This is a genomic window from Thermococcus sp. (assembly GCF_027023865.1).
Classification (GTDB): Archaea; Methanobacteriota_B; Thermococci; order Thermococcales; family Thermococcaceae; genus Thermococcus.
On sequence record NZ_JALVUC010000025.1, the window covers coordinates 86,192 to 100,379 of the forward strand.

The 14,188-nt window shown below is 52.9% G+C and carries 15 protein-coding genes and 1 other RNA gene; 11 read left to right on the plus strand and 5 right to left on the minus strand.

The window, feature by feature from the left end; genetic code table 11:
• Nucleotides 1–62 precede the first annotated feature (62 nt).
• Genes MV421_RS10045 through MV421_RS10075 form a run of 7 tightly spaced genes read left to right on the plus strand, consistent with a single transcriptional unit; the run spans nucleotide 63 to nucleotide 6,758 of the window.
• Nucleotides 63–1,103 (plus strand): ABC transporter permease, encoded by a 1,041-nt coding sequence (locus MV421_RS10045; protein ID WP_366938831.1) that lies wholly within the window; start codon nucleotides 63–65, stop codon nucleotides 1,101–1,103.
• Between the two features lie 11 nt (nucleotides 1,104–1,114).
• The gene (locus MV421_RS10050) at nucleotides 1,115–2,647 is read left to right on the plus strand and encodes an ABC transporter permease (RefSeq protein ID WP_297418599.1); all 1,533 of its coding nucleotides are present in this window, start codon (nucleotides 1,115–1,117) and stop codon (nucleotides 2,645–2,647) included.
• A 10-nt stretch (nucleotides 2,648–2,657) separates the two neighbouring features.
• Nucleotides 2,658–3,617 carry an ABC transporter ATP-binding protein gene (locus MV421_RS10055; RefSeq protein WP_297418596.1) on the plus strand — a complete coding sequence of 320 codons (960 nt, stop codon included), beginning with the start codon at nucleotides 2,658–2,660 and terminating at the stop codon, nucleotides 3,615–3,617.
• 10 nt (nucleotides 3,618–3,627) lie between these two features.
• Nucleotides 3,628–4,635: an ABC transporter ATP-binding protein gene (locus MV421_RS10060; RefSeq protein ID WP_297418593.1), complete on the plus strand. Its 1,008-nt coding sequence runs from the start codon at nucleotides 3,628–3,630 to the stop codon at nucleotides 4,633–4,635.
• Between the two features lie 15 nt (nucleotides 4,636–4,650).
• Nucleotides 4,651–5,109 (plus strand): hypothetical protein, encoded by a 459-nt coding sequence (locus MV421_RS10065; protein WP_297418590.1) that lies wholly within the window; start codon nucleotides 4,651–4,653, stop codon nucleotides 5,107–5,109.
• The gene (locus MV421_RS10070; protein ID WP_297418586.1) at nucleotides 5,109–5,873 is read left to right on the plus strand and encodes an NAD+ synthase; all 765 of its coding nucleotides are present in this window, start codon (nucleotides 5,109–5,111) and stop codon (nucleotides 5,871–5,873) included. The genes MV421_RS10065 and MV421_RS10070 overlap by 1 nt, the downstream gene beginning before the upstream one ends.
• A gap of 9 nt (nucleotides 5,874–5,882) precedes the next feature.
• The gene (locus MV421_RS10075) at nucleotides 5,883–6,758 is read left to right on the plus strand and encodes an EamA family transporter (protein WP_297503185.1); all 876 of its coding nucleotides are present in this window, start codon (nucleotides 5,883–5,885) and stop codon (nucleotides 6,756–6,758) included.
• Here MV421_RS10075 and glnA read toward each other — a convergent pair.
• Complete coding sequence (glnA, locus tag MV421_RS10080) at nucleotides 6,755–8,080, minus strand: type I glutamate--ammonia ligase (protein ID WP_297418579.1); 1,326 nt, start codon at nucleotides 8,078–8,080, stop codon at nucleotides 6,755–6,757. The genes MV421_RS10075 and glnA overlap by 4 nt on opposite strands.
• Nucleotides 8,081–8,298: 218 nt before the next feature.
• Here glnA and MV421_RS10085 point away from each other — a divergent pair, with 218 nt between their 5' ends.
• The 4 genes from MV421_RS10085 to rnpB all read left to right on the plus strand — a co-directional run bounded on the left by MV421_RS10085 (nucleotide 8,299) and on the right by rnpB (nucleotide 11,031).
• Complete coding sequence (locus MV421_RS10085) at nucleotides 8,299–8,706, plus strand: DUF61 family protein (RefSeq protein WP_297418577.1); 408 nt, start codon at nucleotides 8,299–8,301, stop codon at nucleotides 8,704–8,706.
• The gene (locus tag MV421_RS10090; protein WP_297503184.1) at nucleotides 8,706–8,987 is read left to right on the plus strand and encodes a hypothetical protein; all 282 of its coding nucleotides are present in this window, start codon (nucleotides 8,706–8,708) and stop codon (nucleotides 8,985–8,987) included. The genes MV421_RS10085 and MV421_RS10090 overlap by 1 nt, the downstream gene beginning before the upstream one ends.
• Nucleotides 8,988–9,027: 40 nt before the next feature.
• The gene (locus tag MV421_RS10095) at nucleotides 9,028–10,671 is read left to right on the plus strand and encodes a hypothetical protein (RefSeq protein ID WP_297418572.1); all 1,644 of its coding nucleotides are present in this window, start codon (nucleotides 9,028–9,030) and stop codon (nucleotides 10,669–10,671) included.
• Between the two features lie 38 nt (nucleotides 10,672–10,709).
• Nucleotides 10,710–11,031: RNase P RNA component (gene rnpB, locus MV421_RS10100), an RNA gene on the plus strand.
• 17 nt (nucleotides 11,032–11,048) lie between these two features.
• Here the strand turns inward: rnpB and MV421_RS11085 are convergent.
• The 4 genes from MV421_RS11085 to priL all read right to left on the minus strand — a co-directional run bounded on the left by MV421_RS11085 (nucleotide 11,049) and on the right by priL (nucleotide 14,134).
• Complete coding sequence (locus MV421_RS11085) at nucleotides 11,049–11,207, minus strand: hypothetical protein (RefSeq protein WP_366938832.1); 159 nt, start codon at nucleotides 11,205–11,207, stop codon at nucleotides 11,049–11,051.
• A 306-nt stretch (nucleotides 11,208–11,513) separates the two neighbouring features.
• Nucleotides 11,514–11,879, minus strand: coding sequence for a DMT family transporter (locus MV421_RS11090; RefSeq protein ID WP_366938830.1), 366 nt, complete (start codon nucleotides 11,877–11,879; stop codon nucleotides 11,514–11,516).
• Entirely contained in the window at nucleotides 11,869–12,909 is a 1,041-nt protein-coding gene (gene priS / locus MV421_RS10110; protein ID WP_297418569.1) for a DNA primase catalytic subunit PriS, read from the minus strand. Before priS ends, MV421_RS11090 begins: the two co-directional genes overlap by 11 nt.
• Nucleotides 12,902–14,134 (minus strand): DNA primase large subunit PriL, encoded by a 1,233-nt coding sequence (priL, locus tag MV421_RS10115; protein WP_297418566.1) that lies wholly within the window; start codon nucleotides 14,132–14,134, stop codon nucleotides 12,902–12,904. The genes priS and priL overlap by 8 nt, the downstream gene beginning before the upstream one ends.
• Between the last annotated feature and the right edge of the window lie 54 nt (nucleotides 14,135–14,188).

Genomic DNA, 14,188 nt, shown 5'->3' on the forward strand with positions numbered 1-14,188 from the left:
GTTTAACTAGCACGTAAAACCTGTTATCCTGGTGATTTAGAGACGTGCCCGGAGGGGATACAATGGGAATGAGCTTTGGAAAGTACGTTGCGTACAGAACCGTGAACGCCATTATAATCCTGTTTCTGGCAGTGCTGCTAATGTCAGCACTGTTCACAAAGCTGGCCACCATCCAGCTTGAATCGCAGGTTCAAAGCACAGTCGTTCAGGAGGTCAGGGCATACTCCCAGCATCATGGTTCGGCTCCATCACAGGAGTGGATAGACCAGAGGACAGCCTATTGGAGGCACTACTACGGTCTTGACCAGCCATACTGGGAACGAGCATGGCATTATACAGTGAACACGTTCCTGTTCCGGTGGGGGCGATCTATCGTTCCGCTGTTTGGAACCCACAACGTTAAGGATCAGATATGGACAGCACTCTTGAGGACAATACTACTCTTCACCACGGCTGAGATACTGGTCATCCTAATCGGTGTGAGTCTCGGTGTCAAGAGCGCCCAGAGCCCGGGAAGCCTCCTCGACAGGACAATATCCATCCTTGCAATGGTCACCACCAGCCTTCCGATGTGGTGGCTCGGAATGCTGATGATACTCCTATTCGTCGTTTACCTGGGCTGGCTGCCGATAACGCTCTACTCTCAGGTTGAAGTCAACGGATGGATCAACATACTGAAGAAGATGAGCCTTCCGGTTCTCACCATAGTCATCAACCTCTTCGGTGGATGGGCATGGCAGACCAGGAACATCATGATAGGGACCATGCAGGAGGACTTCATCATGGTCGCCAGGGCCAAGGGCGTCCCCGAGAGGAAGGTCATCTACGGTCACGCCCTCAAGGCCGCCTCACCACCAATCATAACCATGGTTATCTTTGGACTCATAGGCTCGCTCGGTGGAGCAATAATCACTGAGATAGTCTTCAACTGGCCGGGAATGGGCAGGCTCTACTGGACTGCCCTCGGAATGAACGCAGTAAGGACGATGATGGCACTTAACTACATGTTCGCAATAATCACCGTCTTCGCAATGGTGCTCGCAGACATACTCTACGCATACCTCGACCCGAGGGTCAGGATTGGTGCGTCGGCAGGTTCATGAGGTGGTGAAAGATGAGATGGGTAGACTTCAAAGACAGCGTCAAAAGGTTCTGGGACGATTACAAGCACCAGAAATCCGGTATAACCGGTTTAATCCTCCTCATATTACTCTTCGTATTGGCCATTGGAGCACCTTTCATGACGAGCCCCAACGTCCCCGTCAAGTGGCAGACGGGCACAGCATGGATTACCAACCCAAAAAACGCCCCACCCTCGTGGGAGAACTACTTCACCTCTCAAACCAGAGCCCCCCAAAAGGAGTACACTATCAATAACCTCCACCTTGAAACCCTAACCAACGGTTCCTACAAGGTTTACAAGCTGGCCCTAACATACGACATGAAGTACGACATTCCACCGGCGGATATCGTCATAATTGGCCTGAACTCCACGGCTACAAACCCAAAGGAAGTTCCCGTCGTTGCTGTGGAGCTTATAAGACCGCCTGAGAAGGGAGTCAAGGACAACAACCTGCAAATCATCTCAGGCATAACTCTGCCCAACGGCAATGCCATCCAGATTGGACCGCTTGGACAGACAAAGAACCACATCCTCTACTGGCTCTATGTAAACGGCATACTCCATCTCCCCAACGTTCCCCCCCAGATGGTTAACCCCAACAACATCAACATGTTCGCCATGGCCAACTCCACCCTCTACCAGCTGGTAGCCGCAATGGATCCGATGAGGGTAATGTTTGGAAAGATGACCAATAACGGCAACAAGCTTTCAGTTAACCAAATCCTCTCAAACCCGGTGTCCCTCAAGGGCACCTACGGACTAGTGATCACGATAACCGTTCCTAAGGATGTTAAGCTCGACTTTAGCAACTTCAAGGTGGCATTCGTTGGAAGAACCTATGGAATCCTTGGAACCGACCAGTACGGCAGGCCCATTGCCCTTGGTATCCTCTGGGGAACCAGGGTTGCCCTAGCGATAGGTCTGGCAGTTTCAATAAGCTCCGTTCTCATCGGAATACTCATCGGAGTTACGAGCGCCTACCTTGGCGGCTGGGCCGATGAAGCTATACAGAGGTTCACGGAGTTCATGATGACCCTTCCAATGCTCCCAATGCTCATCCTCCTTTCACTGTACTTTGGAGGCAGGATTGATCTCACGCAGCTGGTTTTGATCTTGGTCCTCTTCGGATGGATGGGCACCACGAAGGTCTCAAGGAGTATGGCTCTCCAAATCAAGGAGCAGACCTACGTTGAGGCGGCGAGAGCGCTCGGTGCCAGCACCGGAAGGGTTGTCTTCAAACACATAGTTCCCCAGCTCCTACCGTACGCCTTTGCAAGCATAGCCCTCAGCGTTCCGGGAGCAATCCTCTCAGAGGCTGGACTGAGCTTCCTCGGTTTGACCTCACAGAACCTCATCACCTGGGGTCAGATGCTTAACGCGGCACATCAGAACGGAGCCACGATAAACGGCTACTGGTGGCAGGTCATACCGCCCGGACTGGCAATATCGTTCGTCGGCCTGGTGTTCGTCCTGCTCGGTGTCTCGCTCGACACAGTGCTCAACCCGAGGCTCAAGCGCACGTGAGGTGATGTGAATGACGGACTATGCTCTTGAAGTTAAGAACCTTAAGATGTACTACTTCACCAGCAAGGGCGCTGTCAAGGCCGTGGACGACCTCACCTTCAACCTCAAGAAGGGTGAGGTTATGGGGCTTGCCGGAGAGAGCGGATGCGGCAAGTCCTCCCTCGGCTTTACCCTTTTGGGCATGCCCACCCCACCCGGAAAGATAGTCGGCGGGAGCATAAAGGTCGACGGAAGGGAGATAGTCGGTCTTCCCGACAACGTCCTCAGAAAGGAAATCCGCTGGGAAAAGATAGCTATGATCTTCCAGGGTGCAATGAACGCTATGAACCCGGTTTACACCGTCGGCTACCAGATGACTGAGCCGCTCGTCTATCACAAAGGCATGGAGCATGAAGAGGCCCTTGACAGGGCGCAGAAATACCTCGAACTCGTTGGTCTCGACCCCGAGATAGTTTACCGCTACCCGCACGAGCTTTCCGGAGGTATGAAGCAGCGTGTCATCATTGCAACGGCTCTCCTCATGGAGCCGAGCGTCGTTATAGCGGACGAGCCGACCACGGCCCTCGATGTTATCGTCCAGGCCCAGATTATCAACCTCATGAAAAAGCTCAAGAAGGAGCTTAACCTGTCAATGATATTCATCACCCACGACCTCAGCATCCTCGCGGAGATAAGCGACAAGATAGCGGTAATGTACGCTGGAAAAATAGTCGAGCTTGGCCCGAGTGAGAAGATTTACTACGAGCCTGCCCACCCGTACACCCAAAAGCTCCTTGCAGCTATACCAAGACTTCACGAGGACGTTGACAGACTCGAGTTCATCCCAGGACAGCCACCCAACCTCGCCCACCCGCCGAGCGGATGCCGCTTCCACCCGAGGTGCCCGTACGCGATGCAGGTGTGCAAGGAGCAGGTTCCCGAGCTTAAAGAAGTTGATAAGGACCACTACGCCGCATGCTGGTTGCTGTGAGGTGTGAGAAATGGCGGAGCCAATACTCAAGGTTGAAAATCTCAAGAAGTACTTCCCGCTCAAGAGAGGAATCATGGACTCGCTCCGCGGACTTCCCCCGAGGTTCGTCCATGCCGTCGACGGAGTCAGCTTTGATATATACAAGCAGCAGGTATTCGCCCTCGTTGGTGAGAGCGGCTGTGGTAAATCGACCACAGGAAGGCTAGTGGTCAAGCTCCTTGAGCCAACCGACGGAAAGATATACCTCGAGGGAACGGACGTTACCGAGATAACCACCAAAGAGGAGCTTCTTGCATACAAGAAAAAGGTTCAGATAATATTCCAGGATCCGTTTGCCTCCCTGAACCCGCGCTTCAGGATATTCGACGTCCTTGAGGAACCCCTCCTGATACATGGTATAGGTGAGACTAGGGCGGAGCGCGAGGAGCTTATCTACAAGGCCCTTGAGATGGTCAAGGTAACCCCGCCCGAGGAGTACGTCAGCAGGTTCCCACACATGCTCTCCGGCGGTCAGAGGCAGCGTGTTGCCATAGCCCGTGCCCTCATCCTCAACCCAACGTTCATTGTCGCCGACGAGCCTGTCTCAATGCTCGACGTTTCAATAAGGGCAGAGATACTGGAGTTGATGAAGGAGCTCAAAGATAAGATGGGTGTTACCTACCTCTACATCACCCACGACATGTCCACCGCCAGATACTTCGCCGACTGGATGGCAGTCATGTACCTCGGTAGAATAGTGGAGATGGGTCCGGCGAAGCGTGTCATCGACAATCCACTCCATCCGTACACTAGGGCACTTCTGGCAGCGGTTCCAGAGCCGAAGCCAGAGCGCAAGAACGTCATAAAAGAGCTGCCTATCAGGGGTGAGGTCCCGAGTGCAGTCAACATACCACCCGGATGCCGCTTCCACCCGAGGTGTATCTATGCCCAGAAGGGACTCTGCGATGTCAAGCAGCCAAAGCTAGTCGAGTACGAGCACAAGCACTTTGCGGAGTGCCACCTCGTGGGCAAGTTCTAGCCTCGGGGTGGTCCCATGTCCTCTTTCAACCCTTTTTCTTTCTGGCCCATAAAATTCGGTCTGACCTTTCTATTCCTGGCGCTTTTTCTCTCGGTAATAGGCCTCCATAAGGTCCCCATAACCTACGAACAGTCTGGAAAGCTCGGTCCTGGATATCACCTCCTCGGAAACGATAGCTTTGAGAACAACTACCTCTACGCCAATAGGACACTCCAGCTTTCCTCCAGCAACGCTTCCCTTGAAATTTACTGGGGCAGTCAGGAATACCCACTCAATCTAACCACCAGTGTGACCCTGAAGCCTGCTGGAAGGCCCGCGGTTAGGGTTATTTCAGGAGAGGTTTCTTACAGGTACAAGGCCAGTTCTTGGAGGTATCCCTACGCCTTTCTGGCAATTCCTGCCCTCTTCTCCGTGATGATTGGCTCGGTCCTTGTCTTTGTTGGATACATAAAGTTCAAACAGGGGGGTGCCTGATGCGCCGGTTAAACTACCCAAAAGTAATCTCGGAGATTAACAGGTTCATCCTGGAAAAGACCAGCGAGGTAGGGGGAAATGGAGCCGTTATCGGCGTAAGCGGCGGGGTAGACAGCGCCACCGTTGCGTACCTTGCCGCGAAAGCCTTAGGAAAGGAAAAAATCCTGGGCCTAATAATGCCGTACTACATGAACGGAGACGTTGAAGACGCCGAACTCGTCTGCGAGAGCCTTGGGATTGAGTACAAAGTAATCAATATAAAACCCATCGTTGACGCCTTCGTCTCCAAGCTCGGCTTCCAGCCGGACAAACGCTCCCTCGGCAACATAATGGCCAGAACGAGGATGGTTCTGCTCTACGCCCATGCAAACGTCAAGAACTATCTCGTCCTTGGAACGAGCAACAGGAGCGAGCTCCTCACCGGCTACTTCACCAAGTGGGGGGACGGTGCGAGCGACTACGCGCCTCTGGTAAACCTCTACAAGACAGAGGTATGGGAAATAGCCAAACTCCTTGGTGTCCCAGAGAAGATAATCAAAAAGAAGCCAACCGCTGGCCTCTGGAAGGATCAAACGGATGAGGATGAGCTTGGCATGAGTTATCACCTGCTTGACGAGATACTCTGGAGGCTGGTTGACCTTAAGAGGCACAAGGATAAAATCGCGGAAGAGCTTGGAATCAGCGTGGGGAAAGTTGAATATGTCGAGGGGCTTGTTAGGAGGAGCGAGCACAAGAGGCGTCTCCCCCTCGGTCCGTCATTCTGAGGTGAGCCGATGAGGCGTGGCTACCTCTTCATTTTTCTCGCGGCAAGCATGTGGGGAACTCTAGGGATATTTGCAACCTACATCTATCGCTACGGTGTTGACTCTTTCACGATGGTGTTCTGGCGCGTCCTCTTCGCCCTCTTGATACTAGGCACTTACATAGTGCTCTTCCTGCGAGAGAATCCCTTCACCCGTGAGAGGTTGTGGTTCTACGCCCTCTACGGCCTCGTTGGCGTCTTCGCATTTTACACCCTCTACTTCTACACGGTAAAGATATCATCCGTTGGATTCGCGGTCCTCTTAGTGTACACTGCCCCGGCATTTTCCGTCATCCTCGGGAGGCTGATTTTCGGGGAACCCCTGATCAGAGAAAAGATGGTAGCGCTCTTTCTCGTCCTGACCGGGGTTGTCCTTGTTGCAGGAAATGTGGACTTCCACGTGGGTTATCTAGCCCTCATAACGGGCATCACTACAGGATTTACTTACTCCATCTACAGTATTCTGGCCAAGTTTGGGGTGAGAAACGAGAGACCGGAAAGGGTGCTCTTCATGATCCTCTTCTTTGGACTGCTCTTCTTGGCGCCGTTCTCTAAGTTCTCCGTCCCTGGAGGAGCCATACCATATCTCCTCGGCCTTGCCTTCTTCCCTACATTCTTGGGTTACATCCTTTACAACCATGCCCTCAAGGAGGTTGAGGTGAGCAGGGCGAGCATAGTGGCGACGGTCGAGCCGGTTGTCGCAATAATCCTTGCGTTCCTCCTCTTCGGGGAGAAGCTGACGACTGAGCAGCTCATCGGTGCGACCCTGATAATAGGGGGATCCATCATAGTGCACTTGAGGGGAGAAGAAAAACCAGAGGAGAACCTGCTGGAAGAGACCCACTAAACGTGGAAGTACCTCTCCAGCTCCCACTCCGTTACTTTCTTGGTGTTTTCAGGCAGGTTCATGGACTCTAGGTACTCCACGTAGGCTTCCCACTCCCTTTCCTTGTATGTGACAAAGTTCTCGTAGGCACCGCCGAGGGCCTCCCTGACAATCCTGTCCCGCTTCAGCCCCTCAAGTGCCCCCCCAAGGTTCTCGGGTAGCGTCTCTATACCCACCTTCTTCCTGGTAGTATCGTCCATCTCGTAGACGTTTGTCTCAGCGTAAGCCTCAGGTTCCAGTTTTCTCTTTATCCCGTCGAGACCTGCCATCAGGATTGTCGCGAATGCCAAGTAGGGGTTTGCACTAGGGTCAGGACAGCGGTACTCTATTCTAGCACCGTTCCCCCAGAAAGCAGGGACCCTTATCAGCGTGCTCCTGTTCCTGTAGCCCCAGCTTATGTAAACCGGTGCCTCATATCCGGGGACGAGGCGTTTGTAGCTGTTGACAGTGGGATTGGTTACCGCTGTAAGGGCCTTTGCGTGCTTGAGTATCCCTCCAACGAAGTGGAGTGCCGTTTCGCTCAGCCCTCCTTCTCCTACGAAGATATTCTCTTCCTCCTTCCACAGGCTAATGTGAAGGTGCATGCCGTTGCCGGGAAAACCGTAGAGGGGTTTTGGCATAAATGTGGCGTGTAAACCATGCAGCTCGGCAACTGCCTTCACCGTGTACTTGAAGCTCACGATGTTGTCGGCTGTTCTCAATGCCTCGTTGTAGCGGAAGTCTATCTCATGCTGTGCATTCCCAACCTCGTGATGTAGAACCTCTGGAACGAGGCCGAGGGCTGGCATGTAGAGCGCTATCTCCCTCCTCACTTCCCTCACCCTGTCGAGGGTTACTAGGTCAAAGTAACCGCCCCCATCGGGCAGGTGAAGCTCCCATGTACCGTTCTTTTTGAAGAGGTAGAACTCCGGTTCTGGCCCTATGTAGGCCTTAAAGCCCTCTTTCTCGAGTTTTTCAATTGTCTTTTTCAAGACCCCCCTTGGATCGGCCTTATACGGCTTTCCGTCCTTGTAGACGTAGCCGTAAACCCTCGCTATCCCCTCCCAGGGAACCTCAGCGTATGTATCAGGATCAGCTTTGAAAATCAGGTCGCTGTCCGCTATTCCCTGGAAGCCCGGTATGGATGAACCATCAAAGGCTATCCCTTTCTCAACTGCCTCTTCGTACCTGCCCGCCGGTATTTCCATCCCCTTGGGGACACCGTTTATGTCGACAAAGATCAGTTGGATGAAGCCAGGCTTCTTAGCCTCTCCAGTACGGGACGCCGTGGAAACTTCGTTCATTTTTATCACCGTTTAACAGTTTAATGTTCATTTTTTTGATGATTTAATAAACAAACAGTAAAATAAAAGCCTTTTCTCTGAGAATTTGTCATTATGACGGAAGAAATGGGAGGGAATGCTCCTTTGCTATGGAGAAGGTTAAACTTTTGACAGCCACACACTGGATATACATTTTTATGTCAAACAAAGCTTTTTGTGCTACCACCTTAAACCCAAACATGCCTACTGCAGATGATGTTTTGAAGATGGAGATAGCAAGGGTTAACCTGCACTTACCCACGGTTAGGCCCACACTCTCTCAACTCTTGGCAGAGGAAAAGCCTAGGGTCCACCTCAGGGATGGAAGCGAGAGCCACTTCAAGCGCTCGGAGCTAGAATACGTAGAGAGCCTGCTCGATGATAAAGAGGTAAAACTCCTCCGGCTCCCGATAATCCTGGAGATAAGCACGGTTTACAGGGGTTACTTCCGCGTCCGTGGGAGGATTGAGGTCAAAGTCGTCGAGAAGATCCTGGAGACCTACGACGAGCTCGAAGAGAAAACAGAGGGTCTCTATCCAAGGTACCTCCTGCCTCGGGTTAGGCGGGTCCTCCCGACGACGACAACCTACGCCTTCATAGCGGAGTGATGAGTATGGACGAAGACATGAGGGTGTTCAGGGACTACCTAGCCTTCACGGTCCCCCACATTACGATCCTGGCCGGGGCGATACTCGGTGTCCTCATAATAGCCAGACTCCCAACGAACCTGGCACTGGGGATATTCGCACTGATCTACGGGATTATGCTGACTGTTCTGGGGCTAGTGATCCGGCCCCACGCATCACACCTGCTCGCCTACAGGTTTATGATGGCATTTTCGACAGGCCTGACGGTGGTAGGGGCGTTTCTGATTGTGGCAGGAAGGTAAGTTTATATTAAGAAAGGGCAAGGTTATACGGTGGGAGGGCATGAAAAAGATAACGGTCTCTCTGGTCATAGCCCTCATTCTGCTCACGATTCCACATGTTCTTGCGCTATCCCCCCCCGTCAGGCCTGAGGGGGGGATAACCGTTCTGACCGGGGATTACAGTTCGGGGGCCATAACCCTAATCAATCAGGATGAAATAACGTATAGGATAACGGGCTACCAGCGTTTTTGGGTTGAAGATAAAAGCGGAAAAACCGTTAACGGGTTCAACCTAACGGTGTTCCCAAAAACTATCTCTGACTGGGGTCCGGGAACGGGTGTCGTGCTCAACTACAACCTGTCCTGCCCTGAGAACATAAAAGGCGGCAATTACACACTCTACCTAAGATTTCTCGCGGTCGTATCGGGAGATTCGAGCTACCATATCATACAGGTCGCGGTTCCACTCCGTGTTATAGGGCATCCACTTAAGTTCGGTGTTGCTGGGGCATACGTTGTTGAGAACCCCAACTCCCCTTATGTCCTAAACGGACAGACCATAACGGTTTTCTCCAACGTCAAAAACCTAGGCCACAAACCGGTGGTGGTGAACGCGAGCGCTGAACTCTCCCAGGGTGGGAAGAACTACTTCGAGGATACTAAAACGGTCATCATAGAACCGGGGAATGTGCTTATACACTTCCAAATTCCCATAAGCTATAACCTCCCAGAGGGAACTTACAGGGTCAAATATACCGTAAGATACCCTGGAGGAGCCTTTACGTACTCAAAAGACCTCCCAGTTAAGTTCGGCGTCTCAGTGCTGGCGGCTTCGGTAGAGCGGAGTGAAGTAGTTCCAGGCGTGAAAAACGAGGCGTACTTAACCGTGGTCTCCGTCAGGAGAATAGTCATGAACCTTAGTGTTCGGGCAGAGGTTCACAACATCACAGTAGAGAGGAGGGAAAAGGTCGTGGTAACCCCAGGAACATCTGTGCTGAGGGTCAGCCTGCCAAGCGAAAGGCCGGGGAACGTAACGGCGATACTGATACTGAACTATGGGGAGAGAACAGTGGGGAAAGCGGAAGTTGAATACAAAGTGCTCTCACCACCCAAGTTGGGGAACGTGAGCTACACCCTCCAAGGAGACATGGCGAAGTTCAACGTTGTTCTGTCCAATCCCGAGGGGCATCCTGTGGACGGAAGACTCACGTACAACCTCTCGTCAGGTGGAGAGAGCCTGTATCTTGATACGATAACACTGGAAATTCTCCCCGGGGAGAAAACTCTAAACATGAAATTCCAGCTCCCAAAGGGGAAAAACGTGAACTACTCCTTCACACTCTCCGCTTGGGGAAGGATCTGGGATAGAAAAAGCGGGGTTATGAGGGTACCCCTACCCACACCACCAACGACCACCCCGACGTCAACGAGCACGGTGAGCACAACAGCAGAGCCATCCACCTCAATCACCACGGTTATCCAGACGAGTACGACCCCCCAGGAGGGGAATTCAGTACTGTGGAAAGTTGTTGCTCTTACGGGCCTTCTACTAGTGGTCTCGGCAGCTACATGGTACTACCTCAATGGAGACACCAAGAGGAAAAAGCGCACCCGCTCAAAACCGAAGAGGCATTCGCCCTTAGGGAGGTTCAAGAGACCTAGAAAGCCCGAGGTTAAAGAACCAAACGGACTGCCCAAAAGGTAGCCTCAACCTTTTTATTCTTCATACCCGACATGCATCAGGCGAGGGAGTCGGGGACTCCCGGGGCGCTCCCGAGGAAGTTCCGCCCACCACACCGGGGCCGCGGTGCCGCAAGGCATCTCCCGAGAGGGAGGGCAACGGCGCAGAAACGACACGGCCTCCGGGGGATGTGGATGAAGCGCGCGAAGGACCCGGCGACGGGTTCCGAGCTAACCCGTAGACTATCCCGGAGGATGCGGTGAAACGGCCGTCCCGCGGGGTGCAAGGCCGAGGGAGGGGCTATGAGTTCCCGGTGCGAGCCCCGTGGTAGGCCGCTCAGTCGAATGTCCCCTCCATACAGAAGGCGGGCTACGACCCCCTCGCCTCACCTCCTCAGGACGTCAAGGGCAGAAGCAAGGAGTATAAGAACACCCCCCCAATTGCCGTTGTAGCACCTGTACCTCTCCAAAAACAAGAAAGGCGTAGATTATCGCGCTCATCGGATCGAGATAGCTGAGCAAAGCCGCTTCGTTCACCTCAACCGTTTTGAGGCCGTCCATATAGAGGAAGAGTGCCAGAACAGTATGAACCACCACCAGAACCAGAATCGCTCACCAGACCAGGTCTCCGATGTTTTGAACTGCAGCGAAGGGCAGGAGAACAATGGAGGCCATCCCCCAGCTGGAGGGGTGTTAGAAGCTTTCCATCAACTTCCCTGAGGAACCGGCCGAAGTTAGGAATCAATGCGTAGAAGAGCGCCACTACAAAAGCCAAGAGTACCCCAATGAAGTCCCTGTTTTCCAGGCTACATTTCTGGCCACTTATTATCAGAGCCAGCCCTAGAAGGCCAGCCCAATTAACGCCCATCACTTCCTGGAAATTCTCTCGCCTAGGAAACGCCATGAGATCAGAGTGGCTAAAATCGGTGTCGTGTAGTAAACGAGAACCGCGTTCGCTATGGTTGTGTAGTTAAAGGCGGTGAACAGGAACGTCCAGTTAAGGACCAGGGCAACGCCAAGACCCAAAAGTGGCCTCCACCTCTTCCTAATCAGGCCAGGTAATCTCTCAAGTTCCCTCCCCTTGGGAAAGTAGACCACCGGTAGGAGAACGAAAAACCCCAGGAAAACCCTGACAAATGCCACTCCGGTTCCTGAAAGCCCCGAGAACCGCCCAAATATTCCCACGCTACCCCAGATGAGCATCGCGGTTGCTATCTTGATCCTACCGTCCATCCCCGTGCTCCTCTTTCCATTCCTTATAAGCCTCCTCAACCTCCCTTTTCCTGAACTCCGGAACGGCATCCTTAAGAGGATCGAAGCGCTCGAGCTTTCTTTCATCAGAACCTATATAAGTCGTCACGAGGCTTACCTTTGAGTGCAAGCCGGAGGGAACGCGCAGGATCCTCTTCACGTCGACCGTGACCCTGCCGTCGAAGTATGCCTTAGAAAAGGTGCTTGAGAGTGCGAATAGCCTCGTGAGGCTCTTGTAGCCTATTCCCTGTGGGAAGGCCGTCAGGAGGCCCCTCCTCACAAAATTCTCATATACCTCCTCGCGCTTCTCCAGCAGTTTCTCCACCTGGGATCTGTTGAGTCCGATGTTGAGGAGGTGGTTCGCGTTCATCCTCCTGAGGAAATAGCCGAAACGGAGGCGAAAGACCCTATGATAACCAGAGGAGAGCATTATCCTCCTGCTCCTGATGTCATCAAATGTTATCTCCTCGGCTGCGCTTATGTAAGAGAGTACCTTCTCCCTCGCCTTTCCATCAAGCTCCATCGCCCAGTCGTCGAGAACCCTTATGTGGTATCCCCTGCCAGAGTATATTGCATGAACATCTTCGAAACCGAAGTCCTCTTTGAGGACGATCAGCGTATCCCTCGCGAGTTCCTTCGCGTCTTCAAGGCAGAGGGGGCAGACCTTGCCATGCTCGTGGAGGTTCTGACACCTTCTGAGCGGTAGATCCTTTGCGTCTATATCAAAGACAAGCTCTGCTCCGAGCCAGCCCTCCATGTTCTGGGGGTTCTCATAGAGGGCAACACTCGAGAACATCGCGTAGGGGGCGGTGGCCTTGACGTAGTCCTCCAAGTCGCGGACGTCCATAAAGACGTTCTTCCTATCGCTCGGTCCCTCGCCGGTGTGATCGAAGCCGAACTCCCTGTTCTCCAGGGTCTTCACTATGAACTCCGGCAGCTTCTTCACGCTCCACTCCCTCCTATAATACCTCGCGCGCTCGGTCTTTGTGGCCTCCCTGAAGAGTTCACTCATCATCACTCACCCCCTCTTTCTCGGAGTTCCCCCCGGAGCTTTCTCCGGATTTTCCCTTCCTACCCTCGAGGTAGAGCTTCCTGAGGTAGTAAGTGAGGGGGTTTTTGATGTTCCTGCAGTCCCTGTCGGGTTTGCACAGCTCTGGAGCGTTGGCCCTTATCTTGGAGCAATTGGGCGGGAAGTACCAGGGCGAGTTCCCGCTGTTCTCCAAGGTGGGATTGTCTGTTAAGCCAAAGCCGAGGTGGTACCAAATGTTTTTTACCTCATGCGGCTGGTCCTCAAAGAGCGACGGCTTGCAACGGTTTCCGGCTTCAATGATAAGGGGAAATATTTCCTTCTTTATGACATCTAAACTTTCCACGCAGTCCTTGATGCGGATGTCCTTTCTAGGTGGATTTGGGCAGAGCCTCGCGTAGCTCAGGAAGCTCGTCAAAAGGACGGTTATCGCGTAGTTCCTCAGGCCGGAGGGGACGCCGCCGAGGGCGGTTTTAATGCAGGGGGGAAACAGGTCGAAGCGAAGTGGCCCGGCTTTGGCGCTTCCGAGCTTCTCAAGCCTCTCCTTGAAGTGCTTCCTGGCAAGCTCCCCGAGTCTCTCGTAGAGTTCCCTGTAGAAGTCCGGCAGTTCGTCACGAACATCATACAACAGGTTCACGGCCCGCTCAAAGTTGCGTTCAAATGCGCGCTTCCAGAGTTCGAGGGCCTGCTCTCCCGTGACATAGGCGTAACTCCTCCTCACATAGACCTCCTTAAGGGAACCGTCCCAGAGCTGAAGGAAATCATCCAAGCGAATTTTGTAAGACAACCTCAGCTTCCGCCTCTCCTCCTCAGACATCTCCCTGTATTGGGTCCTCTCAAGGATTGCCCTATCCCTTTCCGGGACATCATTTTTTCCCACCGGCTCGAGGGACACCGAAATGCCCTCCAAAGAGTTCGCCATTCTTATTCTCTCAAGGTATATCCTCGAGTTAGACTCCTTCACAAGTTCCATCTCAATACCGTAAGGTGAGAGGGCGATGGCACCAAGGAGTGCGTAGAAGGTGAGGATATCCCGAACATCATCGAGTTCAACGACTTCCTCTGGAGGTTTTTTGAAGTCAAGCCAGCTAACCCTCTTCAGGACGATATCAACGCCAACGTACGACGGGATGATTGAAAGCAGTTTGATTATACCCCCAAACTCTTCACTCACAATTTCCTTGGCCCTTTCGCCAAACGGATCCAACATTTGACATCCCCCAAGTGGTTGGGTATGCACCCAACATTAGAAAAACGTTTTGCC

Bases quoted from the DNA above. Each gene is read 5' to 3' on its own strand.
- MV421_RS10045 (WP_366938831.1), top strand. From the start codon at position 63: ATGGGAATGAGCTTTGGAAAGTACGTTGCGTACAGAACCGTGAACGCC.
- MV421_RS10050 (WP_297418599.1), top strand. From the start codon at position 1,115: ATGAGATGGGTAGACTTCAAAGACAGCGTCAAAAGGTTCTGGGACGAT.
- MV421_RS10055 (WP_297418596.1), top strand. From the start codon at position 2,658: ATGACGGACTATGCTCTTGAAGTTAAGAACCTTAAGATGTACTACTTC.
- MV421_RS10060 (WP_297418593.1), top strand. From the start codon at position 3,628: ATGGCGGAGCCAATACTCAAGGTTGAAAATCTCAAGAAGTACTTCCCG.
- MV421_RS10065 (WP_297418590.1), top strand. From the start codon at position 4,651: ATGTCCTCTTTCAACCCTTTTTCTTTCTGGCCCATAAAATTCGGTCTG.
- MV421_RS10070 (WP_297418586.1), top strand. From the start codon at position 5,109: ATGCGCCGGTTAAACTACCCAAAAGTAATCTCGGAGATTAACAGGTTC.
- MV421_RS10075 (WP_297503185.1), top strand. From the start codon at position 5,883: ATGAGGCGTGGCTACCTCTTCATTTTTCTCGCGGCAAGCATGTGGGGA.
- glnA (WP_297418579.1), bottom strand. From the start codon at position 8,080: ATGAACGAAGTTTCCACGGCGTCCCGTACTGGAGAGGCTAAGAAGCCT.
- MV421_RS10085 (WP_297418577.1), top strand. From the start codon at position 8,299: ATGCCTACTGCAGATGATGTTTTGAAGATGGAGATAGCAAGGGTTAAC.
- MV421_RS10090 (WP_297503184.1), top strand. From the start codon at position 8,706: ATGAGTATGGACGAAGACATGAGGGTGTTCAGGGACTACCTAGCCTTC.
- MV421_RS10095 (WP_297418572.1), top strand. From the start codon at position 9,028: ATGAAAAAGATAACGGTCTCTCTGGTCATAGCCCTCATTCTGCTCACG.
- MV421_RS11085 (WP_366938832.1), bottom strand. From the start codon at position 11,207: ATGGACGGCCTCAAAACGGTTGAGGTGAACGAAGCGGCTTTGCTCAGC.
- MV421_RS11090 (WP_366938830.1), bottom strand. From the start codon at position 11,879: ATGGACGGTAGGATCAAGATAGCAACCGCGATGCTCATCTGGGGTAGC.
- priS (WP_297418569.1), bottom strand. From the start codon at position 12,909: ATGAGTGAACTCTTCAGGGAGGCCACAAAGACCGAGCGCGCGAGGTAT.
- priL (WP_297418566.1), bottom strand. From the start codon at position 14,134: ATGTTGGATCCGTTTGGCGAAAGGGCCAAGGAAATTGTGAGTGAAGAG.